The organism is Azospirillum sp. TSO5, assembly GCF_003116065.1.
Classification (GTDB): domain Bacteria; phylum Pseudomonadota; class Alphaproteobacteria; order Azospirillales; family Azospirillaceae; genus Azospirillum.
The window spans coordinates 78,989-101,109 of record NZ_LGQY01000074.1; the positions used below are offsets into that span (position 1 = coordinate 78,989).

Consider the following 22,121-nt stretch of genomic DNA (forward strand, 5'->3'; position numbering starts at 1 on the left):
CCGCGCCCGCGAGGTGGGCGGCGGTAGCGGCCGATGGCATTCCCGTTGCATTCGCATGCACGGCTCGCAAGGGGTCGATGGATTTACGGGAGGAACATTCCCGGGTATTCATACCACATGCGGGCTAGAGACCTGCTGCCAGCAAAAATGCAGCCAACGATACTCAGCGACGAAGGGGGCTCACGATGTCGGTTCGGGGGATGGGGGATCGGGCGATGACGGTTTTGGGTATGACGCGCCGTGCGGTGCTGTGCGGCGTGGCCGCGGTGGCCTTCGCGGCGGCTGCCGGCGGCTCCCTGCCGGCATTCGCGCAGAGCAAGCTGAAGGTCGCCGGCATCTATACGGTGCCGATCGAGCAGCAGTGGGTCAGCCGCATCCATGTCGCGCTGAAGGCCGCCGCCGACCGCGGCGACATCGAATATGTCTGGGCCGAGTCGGTCGCCAACACCGACTATGAGCGCGTGATGCGCCAGTATGCCGAGGCCGGTCAGCAACTGGTCTTCGGCGAGGTGTTCGGGGTGGAGCGCGCCGCCCGCGCCGTCGCCAAGGACTATCCGAAGACCGCCTTCGTCATGGGCTCCAGCTTCAAGCCGCAGGAGCCGAACTTCTCGGTCTTCGACAACTACATCCAGGAGCCGGCCTACCTGTCCGGCATGGTCGCCGGCGGCATGACCAAGTCGAACGTGATCGGCATGGTCGGCGGCTATCCGATCCCCGAGGTCAACCGCCTGATGAACGCCTTCATGGAAGGCGCGAAGGAGGTCAACCCGCAGGTCAAGTTCTCGGTCAGCTTCATCGGCTCCTGGTTCGACCCGCCCAAGGCCAAGGAAGCCGCCTTCGCCATGATCGACCGCGGCGCCGACGTGATGTACGCCGAGCGTTTCGGCGTGTCGGATGCGGCCAAGGAGCGCAAGGTGCTCGCCATCGGCAACGTCATCGACACCCAGCCGCAATATCCGGACACCGTCGTCGCCAGCGCCCTGTGGCATATGGAGCCGTCGGTGGAGCGCGCCATCGCCGCGGTGAAGGCCGGTAGCTACAAGGCCGAGGATTACGGTCCCTACAGCATGATGGCGCACAAGGGCTCCAGCCTCGCGCCGCTCGGCACCTTCGAGGCGAAGGTCCCCGACACCATCAAGGCGAAGGTGAAGGAGCGCGAGCAGCAGATCCGCGACGGCAAGTTCACCGTGAAGGTCAACGACGCCGAGCCGAAGTCGACGATGTGACGCCCGGCGTATCTGCAATGTCATCACCCGTGAAAGGCGGGCCGGAGGTCGTTCTCCGGCTCGCCGGCATTTCCAAGCGGTTCGGTCCGCTGCTCGCCAACGACGACATCTCGCTGACGCTCCGCGCCGGCGAGGTGCTGGCTTTGCTGGGCGAGAACGGCGCCGGCAAGACCACGCTGATGAACATCCTCTTCGGCCACTATGTCGCCGACGAGGGGAGCATCGAGGCGTTCGGCCGTCCCCTGCCGCCGGGTTCGCCCCGCGCGGCGTTGGAGGCCGGCATCGGCATGGTCCACCAGCATTTCACGTTGGCGGACAATCTGTCGGTGCTGGACAACATCGCCGTCGGCACCGAATCGCTGTGGCGCTGGCGTTCCGACCGGGGTGCCGCCCGTCGTCGGCTGCTCGACCTGTCGCAGCGCTTCGGATTGGAGGTGCGGCCGGATGCGCTGGTCGGCGACCTGTCGGTCGGTGAACGCCAGCGCGTCGAGATCCTCAAGGCGCTCTACCGCGACGCCCGCATCCTGATCTTGGACGAGCCGACCGCGGTGCTGACGCCGCAGGAATCGGCCGGGCTGTTCGAGACGCTGCGCCGGCTGACCGCCGACGGGTTGGCCGTCGTCTTCATCAGCCACAAGATGAACGAGGTCTTCGCCGCCAGCGACACCGTCGCCGTTCTGCGCGCCGGCAAGCTGGTCGCCACCCACGCCACCGCCTCCACCGACCGCGCCAAGCTGGCCGAACTGATGGTCGGCCGCAGCGTCAAGCCGCCGGCCCCCGCCCCGCTCAGTCCCGGCGAGCCGGTGCTGGAGCTGTCTCGCGTCACCGTTGCCTCCGGCCATGGCCGCCCGCTGCTGGACGGGGTGGACCTGACGGTGCGGCGCCATCAGGTGGTCGGCATTGCCGGCGTGTCGGGCAACGGCCAGACCGCGCTCGCCGAGCTGGTCAGCGGCCTGATCCGTCCCGACTCCGGCCGGCTGTCCTTGAAGGGCAGCGCGGTCGAACACGGCGACCCGGCCGACATGGTCCGGCGCGGCGTCGCCCGCATCCCGGAGGACCGCCACAGCGCCGGTCTGGTCGGCGCCATGGCGGTGTGGGAGAACCTGATCGCCGAGCGCTATCACGACTCCGCCTTCTCCCGCTTCGGCGTGCTGCGGCGCGGTGCGGCCCGGAGCTACGCCCGCAAGGTGATCGAGGAGTTCGACGTCCGCTGCCCCGGCCCCGATGCCCGGACGCAGCTGCTGTCGGGTGGCAACATGCAGAAGCTGATCCTGGGCCGCACCCTGGCCCATGGGCCGGACCTGATCCTGGCGAGCCAGCCGACGCGCGGGCTCGACATCGGCGCGGTGTCCTATGTCCACAGCCGGCTGCTCGACGCCCGCGCCGCCGGGGCCGGCGTGCTGCTGATCTCCGAGGATCTGGACGAGATCCTGGCGCTGGCCGACTGCGTCACCGTCGCCTATCACGGGCGCCTCACCCCGCTGCTGCCGCATGACCGGGTGTCGGTCAGCCAACTCGGCCTGCTGATGGCCGGGCATTGGGACGTATTGCGCGATATTCTGCCGGAGACCGTTCATGCGGCTTGAACCGCGCACCGATACCCCGCTCGCCCTGCGGCTGCTGGCCCCGGTCGGCGCGGTGGTCGCGGCGCTGGCGCTCTGCGCCCTGCTGGTCGCCTGGACCGGCGCGCCGGTCTTCCGCGCCTACGGCCTGCTGTTCGAAGGCGCCGTCGGCTCCCGCTTCGCCCTGACCGAGACGCTGACCCGCGCCACCCCGCTGATCCTGACCGGCCTCGCCGCCGCCGTCGCCTTCCGCGCCAAGCTGTGGAACATCGGGGCGGAGGGGCAGCTCTACATGGGTGCGCTGGCCGCCGTGGTGGTCGGCGGCGGCATGCTCGACCTGCCGGCCTGGGCGCTGATCCCGGTGGTGATGATCGCCGGCATGGCGGCCGGCGGCGTCACGCTTCTGGGCCCTGCCGTGCTGAAGGTCCGCTTCGGCGTCGACGAGGTGGTGACCACCCTGCTGCTGAACTTCGTCGTGCTTCTGCTGGTGTCGATGCTGCTGGAAGGAGCCTTGAAGGACCCGATGGGCATGGGCTGGCCACAGTCGGCCCCGGTCGCCGAGGCGGCGGAGCTGCCCAAGCTGGTGGCGCGCACCCGTCTGCATGCCGGGTTCGCCATCGCACTCGGCCTGTCGGTCCTGCTGTGGCTGGTCGATACCCGGACCATCTGGGGCTACGAGAACCGCGCGGTCGGTGCCAACCCGCGCGCTGCCGCCTTCGCCGGCATGCCGGTGACGCGGATCATGCTGCGCACCGCCCTGCTGTCGGGCGGGCTGGCCGGGCTGGCCGGCGCGGCGGAGGTCTGCGGGCTGAAGGGATACCTGACGCTCGACCTGTCGCCGGGCTTCGGCTACAGCGGCATCGTCGTCGCCATGCTGGCGCAGTTGCACCCTATCGGCGTGGTGGGCGCCGCGCTGTTCATCGCCGGCATCTTCGTCGGTGCCGACGCCATGAGCCGGGCCATGCCGGTTCCCAACTACATCGCCGACGTCCTGGTCGCCGCCAGCCTGCTGTGCATGCTGGTCGCCGGGCTGCTGGCGCGCTACCGGCTGCGGCGGGGGTAAGGGGTTATGGATTTCCTGTCGACCATCCTCGACATCCTGCTGTCCGCCGCCTTCTGGACCGCGGTGCTGCGCATCGCCACCCCCTATGTGCTGGGCACGCTGGGCGAACTGGTGTGCGAGCGGGCCGGCGTGCTGAACCTGGGCATCGAAGGCATCATGACGCTGGGCGCCATGGCCGGCTGGATGGCGGTCTACCAGGGCACCGATCTGTGGACCGGCGTGCTGGTCGCAGCATTCTGCGGCGCACTGCTCGGTCTGCTGCATGCGGCGCTGACCGTGCCCCTCGGCCTGTCGCAGCATGTGACGGGCATCGGCGTGACCCTGCTGGGCACCAGCCTGTCCTATTTCGTCTACCGCCTCGTCCTGCCGCAGGCCAGCACCCCGCCGACCATCGAGCCGTTCCAGCCGCTGGCCCTGCCGGGCGCCCTGGCCCAGACGTCGCTGACCTACCTCGCCTTCCTGCTGGTCGCGGTGGTCGCCTATGTCCTCTACCGCACGCCGGTCGGGCTGGCGGTGCGGATGGTCGGCGAGAATCCGGCCGCCGCCGAGGCGCAGGGTCTGAACGTCACAGCCATCCGGATCGGCGCGGTGGTGGCGGGCAGCGCGCTGATGGCGCTGGCCGGCGCCTTCCTGACCCTGTCGGCCTTCAACGCCTTCTTCTTCAACATGGTCAACGGGCGCGGCTGGATCTGCATCGCGCTGGTGGTCTTCGCCTCCTGGCGGCCGGGCAAGGCGCTGCTCGGCGCCCTGCTGTTCGCGGTGTTCGACGCGCTGCAGCTGCGGCTGCAGCAGGCGAGCGGTGGCGTCCTGCCCTACCAGCTGTTCCTGATGATGCCCTATCTGTTGAGCATCCTGGCGCTGGTTCTGGTGGCCCGCCGGGCCTCCTACCCGCGCGCCCTGATGATCCCGTACCGCAAAGGAGAACGCTGATGTTCGACCTGATCCTGCGCCGCGCCACCCTGCCGGATGGCCGCACCGGCATCGACATCGGCATCAAGGACGGCCGCATCGCCGCGGTCGAAGCCAACTTGGCCGGCGAGGCCGCCTCCGAAATCGACGCCACCGGCCGGCTTGTCAGCCCGCCCTTCGTCGATTCCCATTTCCACATGGACAGCACGCTCAGCTACGGCCTGCCGCGGGTGAACCAGAGCGGCACCCTGCTGGAGGGCATCGCCCTGTGGGGCGAGCTGAAGCCGCAGCTGGTGCAGGACGCCATCGTCGAGCGGGCACTCGCCTACTGCGACTGGGCGGTCGGGCGTGGCCTGCTGGCGGTGCGCAGCCATGTCGACGTCTGCGACCCGCGCCTACTGGCGGTCGAAGCCCTGCTGGACGTGAAGAAGCGCGTCGCCCCCTACCTCGACCTGCAATTGGTTGCCTTCCCGCAGGACGGCGTTCTGCGCTCAGCCGGCACTGAGGATCTGCTGCGCCGCGCGTTGGACTTGGGCGTCGACGTGGTCGGCGGCATCCCGCATTTCGAGCGCACCATGGCCGACGGCGCCGCGTCGGTCCGCCTGCTCTGCGAGATCGCCGCGGAGCGCGGGCTGCTGGTCGACATGCATTGCGACGAGACCGACGACCCGCTGTCCCGCCATGTCGAGACGCTGGCCTACGAGACGCAGCGGCTGGGTCTGCACGGCCGGGTGACGGGGTCGCACCTGACCTCCATGCATTCCATGGACAATTACTACGTCTCCAAGCTGATCCCGCTGATGGCGGAAGCGCGGCTGGGGGTGATCGCCAACCCGCTGATCAACATCGTCCTCCAGGGCCGCCACGACACCTATCCCAAGCGCCGCGGCATGACCCGCGTGCCGGAGCTGATGGCCGCCGGGCTGACGGTCGCCTTCGGCCACGACTGCGTGATGGACCCGTGGTATCCGCTGGGATCCGGCGACATGCTGGAGGTGGCGCATATGGGCCTGCATGTCGGGCAGATGACCGGCCAGGACGGCATCAAGGCCGCCTTCGACGCAGTCACGGTCAACCCGGCCCGCCTGCTGCATCTGGACGGCTACGGGTTGGAACCGGGCTGCAACGCCGACCTCGTGGTGCTCCAGGCCGGCAACCCGGTGGAGGCGATCCGCACCCGCGCCGCCCGCCTGTTCGTCCTGCGCCGTGGCCGGATCGTCAGCTGCTGCGAACCGGTGCAGGCGAAGCTCGACCTGCCGGGCCGGCCGGAAACGGTCGATTTCCTGCTGAAGCGGGGGTGAGGCGAAAACAATAGGCCCTCTCCCGCCCCGGGAGAGGGAGGGGACCCGCGCCGTCAGGCGTGGGGAGGGTGAGGGGTGACCCAAGAATCCCGAAGCGCATGGCCCGGAAGCGCATGGCTTCGCGCCCACCCCCTCACCCTTCCCATGCTCCGCATGGGCCCCTTCCCTCTCCCGGGGCGGGAGAGGGAGAGTCACGGCGCGTCATTAACCCTTCAAAAAGTCCCTCAACGCATCGGCAACCGTGCGCATTTCCTGCTCCGTGCCGATGGTCACGCGCAGGCAGCTCGGCAGGCCGTAGGACGGCATCTGGCGGACCAGGATGCCGCGGGACTTCAGGAACTGGCGGGCGGCCTCGGCGTCGTCCTTGCCGGCGGGCTGGCCCTTGAAATCGACCAGAACGAAGTTGGTGACGCTGGGATGGACGGTCAGGCCAAGCTCGCGCACGGTGGCGGAGAACCACTCGCGCCACTGCTCATTGTGGCGGCGGGAGCGGTCGAGGAACTCGGCGTCCTCCACCGCGGCGATGCCGGCGACATGGGCTGCGGTCGACACGTTGAAGGGACCGCGCACCCGGTTCAGCACGTCGACGATCCCGGCCGGGCCATAGCACCAGCCAATGCGCAGCGAGCCTAGCGCGAAGATCTTCGAAAAGGTGCGGGTCATCACCACGTTGGGGAACTTCTCCACCAGCTCCTCGCCGGCGGTGTAGTCGTCCTTGTTCATGTATTCGGCATAGGCCGCGTCGATGACCAGGATGACGTCCGAGGGCAGGCCGGCATGCAGCCGCGCCACCTCCGAGGCCGGCAGATAGGTGCCGGTCGGATTGTTCGGGTTGGCGAGGAAGACCAGACGGGTGCGCGGGGTGACGCGGGCCAGCAGGTTGTCGACGCTGGCGGTCAGCCCGTCCTCCGGCGCGGTCACCGGAGTCGCACCGACCGACTTGGCGCCGATCGGGTACATCAGGAAGCCGTACTGCGAATACAGCACCTCGTCGCCCGGCCCGGCATAGGAGCGGATCAGCAGGCTGATGATCTCGTCCGAGCCGGCGCCGCAGACGATGCGGTCGGCGTCCAGGTTGAAGCGCTTGGCGATGGCGCCGCGCAGGGCCGCCGAGCCACCGTCCGGGTAGCGGTGCAGCGTGGAGGCCGCCGCCGAATAGGCCTCCATCGCCTTCGGGCTCGGTCCCAGCGCCCCTTCGTTGGAGGCGAGGCGGATATGACCCTGATGCTCGCCGCCGACATAGGCGGCGATGTCGAGAATCCCCGGACGCGGCTGCGGGCCGTTCGGCTGGGTCATGGTCTGCTTACCTTCCGACTGAATGGGATGGGTTTGGGTGGGATGGGTTGGAACAGGATGGAACAGTCCTGGCCTTGATGTTCCATCTCGGAAAATGGGGGAGCAGGATAAGGCAGGAGCCGGCGCGGCGGCTCGCCCCAAAAGCGCGCATCAGCCCAGATGCAGCGGCACGGCATAGCCGCCGACGACGTTGACCCGCACCGGAATGTCGCCCGACCGCTCCAGCAGCTTGGCGAGGCGGGGGTCGGCCTGCCCGACGAAGTCGGCGATCTCGACCAGATGGACCGACGGGCCGCCGCCGCTCATCCCGGTGGCATGGCCGGCCGGGTGCCAGGTGCAGAAACCGACCGGCGGCAGGCCACAGGCCTCCAGCAGGTCCTTCAGCCGGCCGCGGCTGAGGTCGCCGCCGATCTCGATGCTGAGCAGCGTGCGGTCGTCGCCCGTCGGCTCGTGCGGGACGGCGGCGATGGCCAGCGCATCGCGATTCTCGCCGCGGGCATTGCCGCGCCCGCCGAAGGGCAGGCGCGCCACCACCTGCGGCCGTCCGGCGTCGGCCGACACCAGGAAGCGCCACCAGGGATCCGAATCGTCTTCTGCCGGATAGGGCACCACGGCGACGGTCGCCGTCCCCTCCGACACCGCACGCAGGGCGGCGGCCGGAGTGTTGACGGCGGTCATCGGCACGAATCCGCCGAAATGGTCGCGGGCGACGTCCCAGAATCCGCGGCGGTCCTCCGGCGCATAGACGGCGACGGCGAAGGGGCCCTGCATGCGGGTGAAGGCGGTGATCATCTCCCGCCATATGCGCACCACCACCTGGGCGGGGAAGGAGCCGGCATGGCGGGCCATCAGGCGGCGCAGGATCGTCGCCTCCCGCGCCGGGCGCAGAATGATCGGCTGCGTGCCGTTTTCGGCCGCGCCATTGCCCTTGGCCGCCCCAATGCGTTCCACCACCGCGGCGCGGCGCATCAGCAGGTCATGGATCGCGTCGTCGATCTGGTCGATCTCGCGGCGCAAATCGTCTAGCGGGGTCCGGGCGGCGGCCATGGGTCAGAAAACCATCGAATGCAAAGCCGGTTAGTAGTAGTCCGCATGCGCCCTGAAATCAAAGAAAACATTGACACTCCGAAGGCCGGCTTCGTAGCTATACCCTCCCGTTCCGCCACAGCTCTCTGACGGTCTCCGCCAAGGCGCCGCGAGGCTGGAAATCCCGAAGGCCAGAACCGCTTTCAAGGCACGAAACGACATGTCCGCGCCCACCTCCGCGCCGCAATCTCCCCTGGTCACCCCGGCCACCGACAGTGCGGCCCCCAATGACCAAGTCATGCCGGGCAAGCGCGTGCGTCTGGCGGTGGACCGGCCGATGCGGCTGGACAGCGGGGTGGAGATCGGCGGCTTCCAGATCGCCTACCAGACCTACGGCACGCTGAACGCGGACAAATCGAACGCCATTCTGATCTGCCACGCCCTGACCGGCGACCATTTCGTGGTGGAAAAGCATCCCGTCACCGGCAAGCCCGGCTGGTGGGAGATGCTGGTCGGCCCCGGCAAGCCGGTGGACACCGACCGCTATTTCGTCATCTGTTCCAACGTGCTGGGCGGCTGCCTCGGCAGCACCGGGCCGAAGGACATCGATCCCGCCACCGGCCAGCCCTATGGCCTGTCCTTCCCGGTCGTGACCATCGGCGACATGGTGCGGGCGCAGAAGCTGCTGGTCGAGCATCTCGGCATCGAGAAGCTGTTCTGCGTCGTCGGCGGCTCGATGGGCGGCATGCAGGTGCTGCAATGGGCGGTTGCCTATCCCGAATCGGTGTTCGCCGCGGTGCCCATCGCCACCGCCGCCCGCCATTCGGCCCAGAACATCGCCTTCCACGAGGTCGGGCGCCAGGCGATCATGGCCGATCCGAACTGGCGCGGCGGCAATTACCTGCTGGAAGGCACCAAGCCGGAGGCCGGTCTGGCCGTCGCCCGCATGGCCGCCCACATCACCTACCTGTCGGAAGCGGCGCTGCACCGCAAGTTCGGCCGCAACCTGCAGGACCGCAAGGCCGTCACCTACGGCTTCGACGCCGATTTCCAGGTGGAAAGCTATCTGCGCTACCAGGGCGCGGCCTTCGTCGAGCGGTTCGACGCCAATTCCTACCTCTACATCACGCGGGCGATGGACTATTTCGACCTCGCCGCCGATGCCGGGGGCACGCTGGCCAACGCCTTCCGGCCGGGGGGGCTGACGACGCCGGTGCGCTTCTGCCTCGCCAGCTTCTCCAGCGACTGGCTGTTCCCGACCTCGGAATCGCGGGCCATCGTGCATGCGTTGAACGCCGTCGCCGCCAATGTCAGCTTCGTGGAGATAGAGACCGACAAGGGCCACGACGCCTTCCTGCTGGACGAGCCGGAGTTCCATCAGGTCATCCACGGCTTCCTGGAGGGCTGCGCCGAGCATCGCGGCCTGTCCGCCCGCCGCCGCGCGCGCTGATTGGGGCAAGACGACCGACCATGGTGGACATTCGCGACGACCTGAAGCTGATCGCCGAGATGGTGGAGCCGAACAGCCGCGTGCTGGACGTCGGCTGCGGCGACGGCGCCCTGCTGGACTATCTGACCCACGCCAAGAACGTCGACGGGCGCGGCATCGAACTCAGCATGGACGGCGTGCGGCAATGCGTGGCGCACGGCCTGTCGGTGATCCAGGGCGATGCCGAGACCGACCTGAAGGACTATCCGGCCGGCGCCTTCGACTATGTCATCCTGGGCCAGACCCTGCAGGCGATGCGCCAGCCGCGCGACGTGCTGCAGATGATGTGCCGCATCGGCCGCCGCGCCATCGTGTCGGTCCCCAATTTCGGCTATTGGCGGGTGCGGTTGCAGCTGATGCTGACCGGCCGCATGCCGGTGACGGAAAAGCTGGGCTACCAGTGGTGGGAAACGCCCAACATCCATTTCTGCACGCTGCGCGACTTCGTCGTCCTGACGGAGGAAATGGGCATCACCATCGAGCAGACCCGCATCATCGATAGTGCCGGCCGGGTGACCAGCCACGCCCATTCCGGCCTTGCCAACCTGCTGGGCGAACAGGGTGTCTTCCTGCTGCGCGGCAACGGCGGCTGACGGTTTTCCGGTGAGGGCGGGAACTTCCCGCCTTCAGGCCTGTTCTTGGTACGTTCCTTTTCATGAGGCACGGATCATGACCAGCAAGCACACCGACGACCGCCGGACCCATCCCGAGCACGAGAACCCGAAGACCGGCGAGGACCACTCCAACCGCGACAAGAACCCCGACGACTGGACCACCGGCGACGAGCCGATGACCGGCGCCCAGGCGTCCTACCTGAAGACGCTGAGCGAGGAAGCCGGCTTGCCCTTCGACGACGGCCTGAGCAAGGCGGAAGCGTCCAAGCGGATCGACGCGCTGCAGGACAAGACCGGGCGCGGGAAGTAGGGGACAGTCCCCTCTCCCCGGGGGGAGAGGGGAATGCACACATCTCAGCGTCACGTAAGACATTGGAACAAAGCAATTTTGTCGGCCGTCATTCCCGCGAAGGCGGGAATCCAGCCACATCCGCCGCTGATCTGCGGAGCTTCCTGGATCCCCGCCTTCGCGGGGATGACGCAAAGTTCCTTTTGTTCCAGATGCTTATGAATGCCTGGAATTGTGTGAATACCATAGCTTCCCAGGGGATAGGGAGTTTTCCGCAAAGCCCCCTCGGCAACCCGGAGGCACTTTGCGCTGTTAACCAGGGCGATACCGAATCCGAACGGAAGGGTCGCCCTTATGCTCCGCCCCCTGTTGTTCCTGCCGGCCGCGGCGCTGCTGCTGACCGGCACCGCCATTGCCCAGACCACACCGGCACCGGGCGCCACCGCCTCGCCGCCGCTGATGACCGCGCCGCGGCCGGACGATCAGCCGGCGACCGGGGCGATCACCTCCCCGCCGGGGGTCAGCGGCGAGGCTCCCTCTCACGAGGTGCAGAACCCTGCTCCGCCGGTAACCGGTGGGCAGGGCTCGTCGCCGCCGGTGGCGGCCCTGCCGCCGGCCGCGCTCAACCCCGATCAGGCGCGGGCCATGGTGGGGACGGAACTGCGCACCAATGACGGACAGCCGGCCGGCCGTATCCTCGACTTCACCATGGACCAGACCGGCGACCGGGTGGACCGCATCGTGGTGGCACCGAACGAGGTGCTGGGGCTGGGCGAGAAGCTGGTGGCGCTGCCGGCCCGCATGCTGGGCAATGGTCCGACCGGTCCGGTGCTGAACATCGGCCAGGCGGACTTCGCCAAGGCGCCGACCTTCGCCTATGGCGACGAGCCGACGCTGACCCGACCGGAAAGCCAGCAGCCCAAGCCTTAACTGTTCAGGCAGCCGGTCGGCGGCGGAAGATGCCGGTCAGGCAGGCGACGAGGCACAGCCCGGCGCCCAGCCACAGCACCACGACGCTGCCGTCCGCCTTGCCGATGGCGGTGAAGACCAGACCGACGGTGGCGGCGCCCAGCGTCTGGCCCAGCAGCCGGCCCGTCGCCTGGATGCCGCTGGCGCCGCCGCTGCGCTCCTTCGGTGCGCTGCTGACCAGCACCTTGTTGTTCGGGGTCTGGAACAGGCCGAAGCCGAAGCCGGCCAGCGCCATCCGCCACACCATATCCAGCGTCGACGGGTCGGGCGGCAGCAGCGCCATCAGGGCAAGGCCGGTTGCGAACAGCGCCAGCCCCACCGCCGCCAGCCGCGTCGGTTCGTAGCGGTCGGCCAGCCGGCCGGAGATCGGGGCAACCAGCGCCACCGTCAGAGGCCAGGGCGTCATCAGCAACCCCGATTCGGCCAGCGAGCGGTGCAACACGTCCTCGAAGAAGAAGGGCATGGCGACGAAGACGATGTTCTGCGCTGCGAAGGAGCAGACCGACGTCACCACCGACAGGGCGAAGACCGGCCGGCGCAGCAGATCCACCGGCAGCAAGGGGGCGGCCTGCGCCAACTCGCGCCGCACCAGCGTCGCGCCAAGCGCCAGGGCCGCCACCAGCTCCACCCCGACCTGCCAAGTGGGCTGGCTGCCGTCCACCCCCTTGAAGCCGACGATCAGCAGGCCGAGCGTGGCGGCGTTCAGCGCGGCGCTCAGCCAGTCGAAGCGATGCCCGGCCGGGTTGGACACAGGCATCGACCGCGCCGCCACCGCCAGCGCCGCCAGCCCCAGCGGCACATTGACCGCGAACAGCCAGGGCCAGGACGCCACCGACAGGATCAGCGCCGCAAGGCTCGGCCCCGCCGCCGAGGACACCGCGACGATCATCGCGTTGTAGCCGACGCCGCGCCCGAGATGGGTGGACGGGTAGATGTGGCGGACCAGTGCCAGATTGACGCTCATGATCCCGGCGCCGCCGATGCCCTGCAAGACGCGGGCGGCGGTCAGCAGCGGCAGGTTCGGCGACAGCGCGCAGGCCAGCGAGGCCACGGTGAAGACCGCCAGACCGAACCAGTAGACCTTGCGATAGCCGATGATGTCGCCCAGCGAGGCCAGCGGGAACAGCGCGACGGTGACCGCCAGCTGATAGGCGTTGACCACCCAGATGGCACCGGCGGCATCGACCGCGAACTCGCGCTGGATCGTCGGCAGGGCGATGTTGGCGACCACCCCGTCCAGCACCGCCATGATCAACGCGACGGTCATCGCCGCCATCGCCCAATAGCGCTGCGGGGTCGGCAGCCCGTCCGATGCCGCGACGGGCGGCTGGCGGACGGCGGATGCGGCGGCGGCGAGAGGCTGGACGGGAAGATCTGGCATGGGGATCAGCATAGAGTCCGATCCACTCTGTGCGGTCGCAGCAATTTCGCATGAAAGCATTGCGACAGCCGAGCGCAGGGCTGGGTCTCTATCCGGCCGGAACCCCTCCCCCGCCCTCCTGTTGGAAGGAAACGCGAGCCAACAGGAAGGAGCGCCACCATGACCAAGCACATCCCGCCCGTCCCGCCCGAGGGCCGCAGCGACAAGGGTCCCGGCGAGCCGGCGACCAGCGCGACCCCTGACGACGGCGTCAGCAACCGCGGCGCCCCCAATACCAAGGAACAGGGCCAGCAGGGCAACACCTGGCAGAACACCACCCACCAGGGCTATCAGCAGGATCGGTGAGGCATGACCAAGCGCAACGAGGCGACCGACCGCCACCATGGCGGCCCCGGCAGCAGCCAGCAGAACGCCGACAAGCCGACGACCAATCCGGAAAAGCACCCGCATCCGGGCGAACCCACCAACACCCGCCACTCCGGCACCTCCGGCGGCGGCGGCGAACGCGACCTGCACCACACGCACGACCCGAAGACGAAGCGGTAGGGGGGTGTAGCGCCCTCTTCCGTCCCGGGAATTTCCCTTTCAACCCCGGGATTTCCCCCTCTCCCCCCGGGGAGAGGGGACATTGGGTGTGAGAGTTCACTTCACGACGCCAAATCCTTCAAAATCGGACAATCCGGGCGGTGGTCGCCGTGGCAGGCGTCGGCAAGCTCGTGCAGCGTGTCGCGCATCGCCTGCAACTCGGCGATCTTCGCCTCCAGCTCGTCGATGTGTTGGAGCGCGATCCGCTTCACCTCCGAACTGCAGCGGGAGCGGTCCTGCCACAGCCCGACCAGCTTCTGGATCCGCTCGATCCCAAAGCCCAGCGTCCGCGCCCGCTTGACGAAGCGCAGCACATTCACGTCGCGGTCGCTGTAGACGCGGTAGCCCGACGCCGTCCGCCCGGCCTCCGGAATCAGGCCGATGGATTCGTAATAACGGATCAGCTTGGCGTTGACGCCGGACGCCTTGGCGGCGTCGCCGATGGTCATGCCGTCCTTCATCGCAAATCCTCGTTCTTCGGCGGAGTCCAGCCGCGCAGGGTCAGGGCGTTCACCACCACGCTGACCGAACTCAGCGCCATCGCCGCCCCCGCCAGCACCGGGCTGAGGTTGCCCGACGCCGCCAGCGGGATGCCGATCACGTTGTAGGCGAAGGCCCAGAACAGCCCCTGGCGGATCTTCGAATAGGTCCGGCGCGACACGTCGATGGAGCCGGCGACCAGCCTGGGATCGCCGCGCATCAGGGTGACGCCGGCGCTGTGCATCGCCACATCGGTCCCGGTCGCCATGGCGATGCCGACATCGGCGGCGGCCAGCGCCGGTGCGTCGTTGATGCCGTCGCCGACCATGCCGACGACCTTGCCCTCCCCCTTCAGCGTCGCGACGACGGCGGCCTTGTCGCCGGGCAACACCTCGGCGAACACGCGCTCGATGCCCAGCGCCGCGGCGACGGAGCGGGCGGCGCCCCAACCGTCGCCGGTCACCATCACCGGCTCCACCCCCTGCGCCTTCAGCGAGGCGACGGCGGTGATCGCGCTGTCCTTCACCGTGTCGCCGAAGGCAACGAGGCCGAGCAGGCGCGGCGTCTCGCCGACTTCGATCAACCAGGACAAGGTGCGGCCGGTCGCCGCCAGCGCCTCGGCCGGTTCGGCCAGCGGACCGGGCTGCAGGCCGGCCTCTTCCACCGCACGGACGTTGCCGAGCTGCAGGCGGCGCCCCGCCACCGTGCCGGAAACGCCACGGCCGGCCAAGGCGCGGAAGTCCGTGACCGCCTCCGCCGCCATGCCCGCCGCCTTGGCGCGGTCGCGCAGCGCATGGGCGAGCGGATGCTCGCTGCCGGCCTGGAGCGCGGCGGCGAGGCGCAGCAGGGTCTCGCCATCGGTATCCTCGGCCGGGATCAGGTCGGTGACGCGGGGCTTGCCCTCCGTCAGCGTGCCGGTCTTGTCGAAGGCGACGGCGGTCAGGGCATGGGCGCGCTCCAGCGCCTCGGCGTCCTTGATGAGAATGCCATGGCGGGCGGCGACGCCGGTGCCGACCATGATGGCGGTCGGCGTCGCCAGACCGAGCGCGCAGGGGCAGGCGATGACCAGCACCGAGACGGCGGTGACGATGGCCGCCTCCAGATCACCGCCAACGATCCACCAGCCGGCGAGCGTCAGTGCCGCCACCGCCAGCACTGCCGGAACGAAGACCGCGCTGACCCGGTCGACCAACCGCTGGATCGGCGCCTTGGACGCCTGGGCGCCCTCCACCATGCGGACGATCTGCGCCAGCATGGTTTCGGTGCCGACCGCCGTGGTCTCGACCACCAGCAGGCCGTCGCCGTTGATCGAACCGCCGGTGACGCGGGCGCCCGGCTCCTTGTCGACCGGCAGGCTCTCGCCGGTCAGCATCGATTCGTCGACTCCGCCGGAGCCCTCGACCACCCGGCCGTCGACCGGTACCCGCTCGCCGGGGCGGACCACCACATGGTCGCCGACATGGACACGCTCCACCGGCACCTCGGTCTCCACCCCGTCGCGGCGCAGGCGGGCGGTGGCGGGGCGCAGGTCCATCAGCGCGCGGATCGCCGCCGCGGTCTGGCCCTTGGCCCGCGCCTCCAGCCATTTGCCGAACAACACGAAGGTGATGAGGACGGAGGAGGCTTCGAAATAGAGATGCGGCTCGTGCCCGTCATGGGCGGTCAGCATCAGATAGAGGCTGAGCCCCCAGGCCGCCGAGGTGCCAAGCGCCACCAGCAGATCCATGTTGCCGGCCCCTGCCCGCACGGCATTCCAGCCGGCGCGGTAGAAGCGCGCGCCGAGCCAGAACTGCACGATGCTGGCGAGGATCAGCTGGACCCAGCCCGGCAGCATCCAGTTCGCCCCGAACAGGTCGCCGACCATGCCGGCCAGCAGCGGCGCAGACAGCGCCGCGGCGATCAGCACATGGTGCAGCTCGCGCCGGCTGCGGTCGGCCCGCGCCTCCTCCTCCGCCTGTTCGCCGCCCTGGCCGACGGGGGTGGCGCCATAGCCGACCTTCTCCACCGCCGCGATCAGATCGGCAATGTCGACGCTGCCGGCGAAGGCGACGACATGGGCGCGCTCGGTCGCCAGATTGACCGCAGCCGACTCCACGCCCGGCAGCCGGCTCAACGCCTTTTCCACCCGGCCGGAACAGGAGGCGCAGGTCATGCCGGTGACCGACAGGTCGAACTCCCGCTTTTCGGCATGGTAGCCGGCGGCCTCGACCGCGTCCGCCGCGGCCTTGACGTCCGGCGGACCGGCGAAGGTCAGGCGCGCCCGCTCCGTCGCCAGATTGACCGAGACGGCGGTGACGCCCGGCACCCGGCCCAGCGCCTTCTCCACCCGGCGGACGCAGGAGGCGCAGGTCATGCCCGATACGCCGAGGTCGAGTTCAGTCGGGGCGCCGACGGGGGCCGTCGTTGGGCTGATGCTGTGCTGGGTCGTGGTCATGCCGGTTCTCCTTCGATTCCGCTCGGCATGGAATGATATGGGGCTTCCAGCCATTGGAAGGTCAAGGGGCCGATCGACGCATATTCGTGACTCATGAACAAAACAGCGGACGGGGCGTTCGTGTCCTGACCGTCAGCCACCAGCAGAAAGGGACCGCCCCCTTGACCCGCCTGACCATCGCCGAGGCGCAGAGCCGCGTTTCCCATATGCTGACCCATGATGTGGTCGAGGATCTGCGCGCCGTGGAGTATGAGACGCCGCCGCTGGCCGACGCCCCGTCCGCCACGCCGCTGGCCGAGTTGCGGCGGGCGGAGGTCAGCTTCAGCCACGCCCCCGGCTCCCCCGACTGCCTCTATCGCATCGGCGCCTTCGGCGATTCGCTGCTGATGCGGCTTCAACTGAATGTCTGGCGATTCGTCGCCATCTATCAGGTGCCGGTGAAGGACCCGATCGACAGCAACACCATCGCCCCGCATTTCGAACGCTGGGCCATCGGCGCCGGTCATGCCGGCTGGACCATCGGCTGGCGCGACGGCGTCGATCCCTGGGACCATGACCTGCGGGTGGTGGAGACCTATTGCTACGCCATGCTGCCGGAAGGCTTCCTGGACGAGCCGCTGACCCAGCTCTATTGGCGCACCGACCTGTTGCAGATGACCCGCGCCTTCATGCTGGAGGCACGGCGGATGGGCATCCGCCTGTCGGCCCCCGATTCGGTGTAGCGGAGGTTTCGCTTGGCGCGGCGGGGGCGGCTGTGCTCAATCGGTGGGCAGACGTTCTCAGCAGAGCCAGACCATGCCGCCGCTTCCCATTCCGATGCCGACCGATCTCTCCGTCCTGCTGACGGTGATGGATTTCATCGGCGTGTTCGTCTTCGGCCTCAGCGGCGGCACGCTGGCGGTGCGCAAGCGGCTGGACCTGTTCGGGGTGATGGTGCTGTCGCTGGCCGCGGCACTGGCGGGCGGCGTGGTGCGCGACCTGCTGATCGGCGCGCTGCCGCCGGCCAGCCTGCAGGACGACCGCTATCTGATGGTGGCGCTCGCCGCCGGGATGGCCGCCTTCCTGTTCCACGGCCCGATCAACCGGCTGGGCAAGCCGGTGATGGTGCTGGATGCCGCCGGGCTCGGGCTGTTCACCGTCGCCGGCTGCGGCAAGGCGCTGGCCTATGGGCTGAGCCCGCTGCCGGCCGCCCTCTTGGGCGTGATGACCGCCTGCGGCGGCGGGGCGGTCCGCGACCTGCTGGTCGCCGAGGTGCCCCGGGTTCTGCGCGAGGAGATCTACGCCATGGCCTCGCTCCTGGGGGCCGCGGTGGTGATCGCCGGCAATCGTCTGGATTTGCCGCCGGTGCCGGTCGCGGTGGCCGGCGCGCTCGCCGTGTTCGTGCTGCGCGTGGTCAGCGTTCTGCGCAACTGGAGCGCGCCGCGGGCACCGGGGAGTTGAGGGAAGCCCTCTCCCCTCATTGAGATCCCCTCTCCCCGGGGGGAGAGGGAGAGTCAGGAGACCTTTACATCAAGCCCGCTTGCCCCAGCCCGGCATCGGGAAGACCGGGTCGGCTTCGGCCGAGGCCTTCGGCAGGACCACGGTCGGGCGCAGCTTGTGGTTCTGGATGCAGGCGGAGATCAGGTTGGTGTTCTGGCCCTTCTCGTCGAAGGTGATCGCCGGGCCGACCATCAGCTTGTCCGCCAGATTGGTCTGGCGCAAAGCCGCCAGCATCGCCGACGCTTCCGCCGTGCCGGCGCGCTTGAAGGCGTCGGCGGCGATCAGGATCGCCTCGAAGGTGAAGGCGACGTTGAAGGCATAGCCCTCGAAACGGTCGTTCGGGAACTGCTTCTTGAAGGCCGCCTCGACCCGCTTGGTCATCGCCGCCTTGGGGTCGTACCAGGGCAGGTTGGTGATGGCATAGTCGGCGTACTTGCCCAGCACCTTGTAGAACTGTTCGTCATACAGGCCGGGCGAACCGGGCGAGACGATGCCCTTCGGCTCCCACCGCTGCTTGACCATCTCGCGCACCATCATGATGGCGTCGTTGGCGCGGGTGGTGACGATGGCAAGCTCGGCGCCGGTGGCCTTGGCCTTCGCCACCTCGACCGCCAGATCCTGCGCCCGCGGGTCGTAGGAGATCGATTCGACGATCTGGAACGGCATGTCCAGCTTGGGGAACAGCGCGTCGATGGCGGCCTTGTTCGCCATGCCGAAGGTGTCGTTGGCGTGCAGGAAGACGGCGGTCTTCGGCGTGGTGCCGGTGGCGGCGAACAGGTCCTTCATCAGCGACATCCCGTTCGACACCAGCATGGTGGAGGTCGGGAAGTTGCGGAAGACGGTCTTGTAGCCCTGCTCCGTCAGCTTGTCGGCGGCGGCGATGTTCATCACCAGCGGCACGCCGCGCTGCTCGCACACCTGGGCGGCGGCGGCGGTCTGGCCGCTGTCGAAGGCGCCGACGATGACATGGGCGCCGTCGTTGATCAGCTTTTCCGTGCGCGAACGGGCGACGTCGGCGTTCGATTCGGTGTCGGCCGACATCACCTCGACCTTGTAGCCGAGGTCGGACAGCACCGCCGGCGCGATGTCGGCGCCGCGCTGGCAGGCCTGACCCGCCTGGGCCAGCAGGCCGGAGCGCGGCAGCAGCACGCCGACCTTCAGCGTGGTGTCCTGCGCGAAGACCGGGGCGCGGCCGAAGCCGGCCAGCACGCCGCCGGCGATGGCCACCTGCCCCAGCGTGCGGCGGGTAAGGGCGAGTCCTCCGGTGGAACGGTTCTTATGATCGTTGGTCATGATGCTGCGGATGCCTTTTGGCTGGTCGCAAAGCGGTTTGGTTCGACCGAAGAGTCCACCGCCGGCCCCCTCCGTGTCAAAGTGGAATCGCCGAAGTCCTTCAATACGCAACGGAATGACCTTCATGCCCAACGGCAGCCGGACCGTAACCCTCGACGAGGCGCTCGCCATCGCGCTCGACCACCTGAAATCCGGGCGCCTGGACGAGGGGGAGGACCTCTATGCCCGAATCCTCGACGCCGATCCCGGCAATGCCGAGGCGCTGCACCGGATGGGCTTCATCGCCGGCCGCCGGGGCGACATGGAACGGGCGCTGGATCTGCTGAGCCGCTCGGTGGAGCGGGTGCCCGATGCCGATGCGCTGTTCAACCTGGGGACCCTGCACCACCGCGCGCTGCGGACGGAGGAGGCCATCGTCGCCTACCGCCGCGCCCTGGCGCTGCGCCCCGACTTCCCCGATGCCGAATATCACCTGAGCGAGGCCCTGCAGGGCGCCGGCCGCCTGGACGAGGCGCTGGCGGCGCTGGACACGTTGTTGGGGCGCCATCCCCATTACCCCGCCGGCTGGCGCCAGCATGGCGACATCGAAGCGGATTTGGGCCGGCCCGGCGCGGCGGTGCATTTCTATGAGATGGCGCTGGAATTGAACCCCGCCGACGACCTGTCCCGCGAGAGGCTGGCGCGGCAGGAGGAGGCCTTCCGCATCCGCAGCGCGGCGATGGCGGCACGGCTGCCGGACGGACGGCACGACCTGCGCGACACCACCATCCTGATCCCGTTCCGCGCCGACAGCGACGACCGTCGGCGCAACCTGCGCTGGATCGTCGGCTTCCTGCTGAAGCATATCGACGCCACCCTGCTGATCGGCGAGGACAAGGACGGGCCGAGCGACGTGCCGGACGCGCTCGGCCCCGAACTGGCCGCCCGCTGCCGCCATCTGCATCTGCGCGGCAACGACACGCCCTTCACCCACAAGGCCCACCTCATCAACCGCATGGCCGAGGCGGCCGACACGCCCATCGTCGCCCTGCACGACACCGACATCGTGGTGGACCCGGTGCAGTATGTGCTGGCGCGCGACGCCGTCCGGCGGGGCGGCGGGCTGGTCTTCCCCTACAACGGGCTGTTCTTCTGGATCATGGGCCGGGAGGTCCTGCGCTTCGGCTACACCCTGTCGGCGGCGGCGCTGAACGCCGTCTGCCCACGCTTTCCGCTGATGCACCGCAATTCCCCCGGCGGCGGCGCCTTCTTCGACCGGGAGCGGCTGCTCGCCAACGGCGGCTATAACGAGGCCTTCCTGTCCTGGGGCTTCGAGGATGACGAGATCGTCGAGCGCTTCCGCCGGCTGGGGCTGAGCGTCGAGCGGGTGCCGGGACCGCTCTACCATCTGGAGCATGCACGGCCGGCGAACTCGTCGGAGCAGAACCCCTTCTTCGAGGCCAACCGGGCGGAGCTGGAGCGCGTGCGCAATGCGGACGGCGAGGCGTTGCGCGCCGACATCGCCGCCGGGCGGCTGCGCCGGCCGCTGCTGTCGTCGCGAGACCTTCCGCCACCGGTCGCATCGCCGTTCGACTGAAAGCGGCGCAAATGCGGTGCAACGCCGGGAACCCCTTGAAGGGGCAACGGCCCGGACACAGGTGAGAGGGCAGGATGTGACGAATTCGAGAACGATCTCGTGTTGAGCTTGGCACGCAAACTGTGGGCGGAGGCCATTTCGGGCGCTCCCTCGGCCGGTCCTTTTGGCGGCCGGGCGGGACCGGCATCGGTGCCGCGCGGCATGCGCGTCTATGCGGTCGGCGACATCCATGGCCGGCTCGACCTGCTCGAGCAGATGCTGGGCCAGATCGCCCGCGATGCCGAACAGGCGCCGAACCTGCTGAAATACCTCGTCTTCCTCGGCGACTATGTCGACCGTGGCCCGGATTCGCGGCTGGTGATCGAACGGCTCGCCTGCGGGCTGCCGCCGGCCTTCGGCGCGGTGTTCCTGCGCGGCAACCACGAGGACACGATGCTGGGCTTCCTGTCGGACCTGCGCGTCGCCCCCGGCTGGCTGACCTATGGCGGCGACGCGACGCTGGAAAGCTACGGCATCCCCGCCCCCGATCCCGATGCGCCGACGGAGCATCTGCAGCAGGCGCAGATGATGCTGAACAGCCTGCTGCCGGCCCACCACCGCGCCTTCCTGACCGGTCTGCGCTGCCATCTGACCATCGGCGACTATCATTTCGTCCATGCCGGCGTCCGCCCCGGCGTCCCGCTCGACCGGCAGGAGGACCAGGACCGGCTGTGGATCCGCGAGGCCTTCCTGGCGTCACGAGCCGATCACGGCAAGGTGGTCGTCCACGGCCACACCATCGCGCCGGAGCCCGAACTGCTGTCCAACCGCATCGGCATCGACACCGGCGCCTACGCCACCAACCGCCTGACCGCCCTGGTGCTGGAGGGGACGGACCGGCGGTTCTTGTGCACGGTGTGAGGGTTTCGGTGCGGTTGCCCCCTCCCTAACCCTCCCCCGCCTTTGGCGGTGGAGGGGACTGCCGCCGCTTCGCATAAGGCACCCTCTCCCTCGAAGAGGGGGAGGGTTGGGGAGGGGGCAGAGCACCTCGCCAAACGCCCACCCCCAACGACAAAGGGCTCCCGGATCACTCCGGAAGCCCTTGTCTTTGTGGTCGGAGAGAGAGGATTCGAACCTCCGGCCCCTGCCTCCCGAAAGCAGTGCTCTACC

The 22,121-nt window shown here is 68.9% G+C and carries 21 protein-coding genes; 15 read left to right on the top strand and 6 right to left on the bottom strand.

The genetic code is table 11. The annotated features are described in order from the left end of the window. Positions 1-215: 215 nt before the first annotated feature. The 5 genes from TSO5_RS19485 to TSO5_RS19505 are packed head-to-tail and all read left to right on the top strand — an operon-like array spanning position 216 to position 6,061. On the top strand, positions 216-1,226 hold the full coding sequence (locus TSO5_RS19485; RefSeq protein ID WP_199230944.1) for a BMP family protein: 1,011 nt from the start codon (positions 216-218) through the stop codon (positions 1,224-1,226). A gap of 17 nt (positions 1,227-1,243) precedes the next feature. Continuing rightward, positions 1,244-2,812, top strand: coding sequence for an ABC transporter ATP-binding protein (locus tag TSO5_RS19490; RefSeq protein WP_109153101.1), 1,569 nt, complete (start codon positions 1,244-1,246; stop codon positions 2,810-2,812). Next, complete coding sequence (locus TSO5_RS19495; protein ID WP_109153102.1) at positions 2,802-3,851, top strand: ABC transporter permease; 1,050 nt, start codon at positions 2,802-2,804, stop codon at positions 3,849-3,851. Before TSO5_RS19490 ends, TSO5_RS19495 begins: the two co-directional genes overlap by 11 nt. A gap of 6 nt (positions 3,852-3,857) precedes the next feature. Continuing rightward, positions 3,858-4,781, top strand: a complete 924-nt coding sequence (locus tag TSO5_RS19500) for an ABC transporter permease (protein ID WP_109153103.1) — start codon at positions 3,858-3,860, stop codon at positions 4,779-4,781. Further along, entirely contained in the window at positions 4,781-6,061 is a 1,281-nt protein-coding gene (locus TSO5_RS19505; RefSeq protein ID WP_109153104.1) for an amidohydrolase family protein, read from the top strand. The genes TSO5_RS19500 and TSO5_RS19505 overlap by 1 nt, the downstream gene beginning before the upstream one ends. Before the next feature lie 204 nt (positions 6,062-6,265). Here TSO5_RS19505 and hisC read toward each other — a convergent pair whose 3' ends face one another. Together hisC and TSO5_RS19520 are read right to left on the bottom strand one after the other, a co-directional pair. Beyond that, on the bottom strand, positions 6,266-7,357 hold the full coding sequence (gene hisC / locus TSO5_RS19515; protein ID WP_109153105.1) for a histidinol-phosphate transaminase: 1,092 nt from the start codon (positions 7,355-7,357) through the stop codon (positions 6,266-6,268). 150 nt (positions 7,358-7,507) lie between these two features. Next, positions 7,508-8,404, bottom strand: a complete 897-nt coding sequence (locus TSO5_RS19520; protein ID WP_109072954.1) for a chorismate mutase — start codon at positions 8,402-8,404, stop codon at positions 7,508-7,510. A 199-nt stretch (positions 8,405-8,603) separates the two neighbouring features. On the opposite strand from TSO5_RS19520, the gene TSO5_RS19525 reads away from it, so the two are divergent. From TSO5_RS19525 to TSO5_RS19540, 4 genes are all read left to right on the top strand, one after another. Further along, positions 8,604-9,833 carry a homoserine O-acetyltransferase gene (locus tag TSO5_RS19525; protein WP_109153106.1) on the top strand — a complete coding sequence of 410 codons (1,230 nt, stop codon included), beginning with the start codon at positions 8,604-8,606 and terminating at the stop codon, positions 9,831-9,833. A 20-nt stretch (positions 9,834-9,853) separates the two neighbouring features. Then, the gene (metW, locus tag TSO5_RS19530) at positions 9,854-10,465 is read left to right on the top strand and encodes a methionine biosynthesis protein MetW (protein ID WP_109153107.1); all 612 of its coding nucleotides are present in this window, start codon (positions 9,854-9,856) and stop codon (positions 10,463-10,465) included. A 76-nt stretch (positions 10,466-10,541) separates the two neighbouring features. After that, positions 10,542-10,796, top strand: a complete 255-nt coding sequence (locus TSO5_RS19535; protein ID WP_109153108.1) for a DUF3072 domain-containing protein — start codon at positions 10,542-10,544, stop codon at positions 10,794-10,796. Between the two features lie 333 nt (positions 10,797-11,129). Then, positions 11,130-11,705, top strand: coding sequence for a PRC-barrel domain-containing protein (locus TSO5_RS19540; protein ID WP_109153109.1), 576 nt, complete (start codon positions 11,130-11,132; stop codon positions 11,703-11,705). Between the two features lie 4 nt (positions 11,706-11,709). Here TSO5_RS19540 and TSO5_RS19545 read toward each other — a convergent pair whose 3' ends face one another. After that, entirely contained in the window at positions 11,710-13,137 is a 1,428-nt protein-coding gene (locus tag TSO5_RS19545; protein ID WP_199230945.1) for an MFS transporter, read from the bottom strand. 147 nt (positions 13,138-13,284) lie between these two features. On the opposite strand from TSO5_RS19545, the gene TSO5_RS19550 reads away from it, so the two are divergent. Next, positions 13,285-13,470 (top strand): hypothetical protein, encoded by a 186-nt coding sequence (locus tag TSO5_RS19550; RefSeq protein ID WP_109153110.1) that lies wholly within the window; start codon positions 13,285-13,287, stop codon positions 13,468-13,470. 3 nt (positions 13,471-13,473) lie between these two features. Beyond that, positions 13,474-13,671 carry a hypothetical protein gene (locus TSO5_RS19555; RefSeq protein WP_109153111.1) on the top strand — a complete coding sequence of 66 codons (198 nt, stop codon included), beginning with the start codon at positions 13,474-13,476 and terminating at the stop codon, positions 13,669-13,671. Between the two features lie 101 nt (positions 13,672-13,772). Here TSO5_RS19555 and cueR read toward each other — a convergent pair whose 3' ends face one another. Next, positions 13,773-14,159, bottom strand: coding sequence for a Cu(I)-responsive transcriptional regulator (cueR, locus tag TSO5_RS19560; RefSeq protein WP_109153123.1), 387 nt, complete (start codon positions 14,157-14,159; stop codon positions 13,773-13,775). Between the two features lie 8 nt (positions 14,160-14,167). After that, complete coding sequence (locus TSO5_RS19565) at positions 14,168-16,624, bottom strand: heavy metal translocating P-type ATPase (RefSeq protein WP_109153112.1); 2,457 nt, start codon at positions 16,622-16,624, stop codon at positions 14,168-14,170. A 161-nt stretch (positions 16,625-16,785) separates the two neighbouring features. Between TSO5_RS19565 and TSO5_RS19570 the strand changes: the two genes are divergently transcribed. Continuing rightward, positions 16,786-17,346 carry a hypothetical protein gene (locus TSO5_RS19570; RefSeq protein WP_109153113.1) on the top strand — a complete coding sequence of 187 codons (561 nt, stop codon included), beginning with the start codon at positions 16,786-16,788 and terminating at the stop codon, positions 17,344-17,346. A 73-nt stretch (positions 17,347-17,419) separates the two neighbouring features. Continuing rightward, positions 17,420-18,064: a trimeric intracellular cation channel family protein gene (locus TSO5_RS19575; protein ID WP_109153114.1), complete on the top strand. Its 645-nt coding sequence runs from the start codon at positions 17,420-17,422 to the stop codon at positions 18,062-18,064. A 69-nt stretch (positions 18,065-18,133) separates the two neighbouring features. Here TSO5_RS19575 and TSO5_RS19580 read toward each other — a convergent pair whose 3' ends face one another. Further along, entirely contained in the window at positions 18,134-19,396 is a 1,263-nt protein-coding gene (locus TSO5_RS19580; protein ID WP_109153115.1) for an ABC transporter substrate-binding protein, read from the bottom strand. A 124-nt stretch (positions 19,397-19,520) separates the two neighbouring features. On the opposite strand from TSO5_RS19580, the gene TSO5_RS19585 reads away from it, so the two are divergent. Next, a complete protein-coding gene (locus TSO5_RS19585) occupies positions 19,521-20,972 on the top strand; it encodes a tetratricopeptide repeat protein (protein WP_109153124.1) in 1,452 nt (483 codons plus the stop codon). A gap of 99 nt (positions 20,973-21,071) precedes the next feature. Then, the gene (locus tag TSO5_RS19590; RefSeq protein WP_109153116.1) at positions 21,072-21,872 is read left to right on the top strand and encodes a metallophosphoesterase family protein; all 801 of its coding nucleotides are present in this window, start codon (positions 21,072-21,074) and stop codon (positions 21,870-21,872) included. Positions 21,873-22,121: the final 249 nt, after the last annotated feature.

Coding starts and splice junctions, on each gene's coding strand:
- TSO5_RS19485 (WP_199230944.1), top strand. CDS start 216: ATGACGGTTTTGGGTATGACGCGCCGTGCGGTGCTGTGCGGCGTGGCC.
- TSO5_RS19490 (WP_109153101.1), top strand. CDS start 1,244: ATGTCATCACCCGTGAAAGGCGGGCCGGAGGTCGTTCTCCGGCTCGCC.
- TSO5_RS19495 (WP_109153102.1), top strand. CDS start 2,802: ATGCGGCTTGAACCGCGCACCGATACCCCGCTCGCCCTGCGGCTGCTG.
- TSO5_RS19500 (WP_109153103.1), top strand. CDS start 3,858: ATGGATTTCCTGTCGACCATCCTCGACATCCTGCTGTCCGCCGCCTTC.
- TSO5_RS19505 (WP_109153104.1), top strand. CDS start 4,781: ATGTTCGACCTGATCCTGCGCCGCGCCACCCTGCCGGATGGCCGCACC.
- hisC (WP_109153105.1), bottom strand. CDS start 7,357: ATGACCCAGCCGAACGGCCCGCAGCCGCGTCCGGGGATTCTCGACATC.
- TSO5_RS19520 (WP_109072954.1), bottom strand. CDS start 8,404: ATGGCCGCCGCCCGGACCCCGCTAGACGATTTGCGCCGCGAGATCGAC.
- TSO5_RS19525 (WP_109153106.1), top strand. CDS start 8,604: ATGTCCGCGCCCACCTCCGCGCCGCAATCTCCCCTGGTCACCCCGGCC.
- metW (WP_109153107.1), top strand. CDS start 9,854: ATGGTGGACATTCGCGACGACCTGAAGCTGATCGCCGAGATGGTGGAG.
- TSO5_RS19535 (WP_109153108.1), top strand. CDS start 10,542: ATGACCAGCAAGCACACCGACGACCGCCGGACCCATCCCGAGCACGAG.
- TSO5_RS19540 (WP_109153109.1), top strand. CDS start 11,130: ATGCTCCGCCCCCTGTTGTTCCTGCCGGCCGCGGCGCTGCTGCTGACC.
- TSO5_RS19545 (WP_199230945.1), bottom strand. CDS start 13,137: ATGCTGATCCCCATGCCAGATCTTCCCGTCCAGCCTCTCGCCGCCGCC.
- TSO5_RS19550 (WP_109153110.1), top strand. CDS start 13,285: ATGACCAAGCACATCCCGCCCGTCCCGCCCGAGGGCCGCAGCGACAAG.
- TSO5_RS19555 (WP_109153111.1), top strand. CDS start 13,474: ATGACCAAGCGCAACGAGGCGACCGACCGCCACCATGGCGGCCCCGGC.
- cueR (WP_109153123.1), bottom strand. CDS start 14,159: ATGACCATCGGCGACGCCGCCAAGGCGTCCGGCGTCAACGCCAAGCTG.
- TSO5_RS19565 (WP_109153112.1), bottom strand. CDS start 16,624: ATGACCACGACCCAGCACAGCATCAGCCCAACGACGGCCCCCGTCGGC.
- TSO5_RS19575 (WP_109153114.1), top strand. CDS start 17,420: ATGCCGCCGCTTCCCATTCCGATGCCGACCGATCTCTCCGTCCTGCTG.
- TSO5_RS19580 (WP_109153115.1), bottom strand. CDS start 19,396: ATGACCAACGATCATAAGAACCGTTCCACCGGAGGACTCGCCCTTACC.
- TSO5_RS19585 (WP_109153124.1), top strand. CDS start 19,521: ATGCCCAACGGCAGCCGGACCGTAACCCTCGACGAGGCGCTCGCCATC.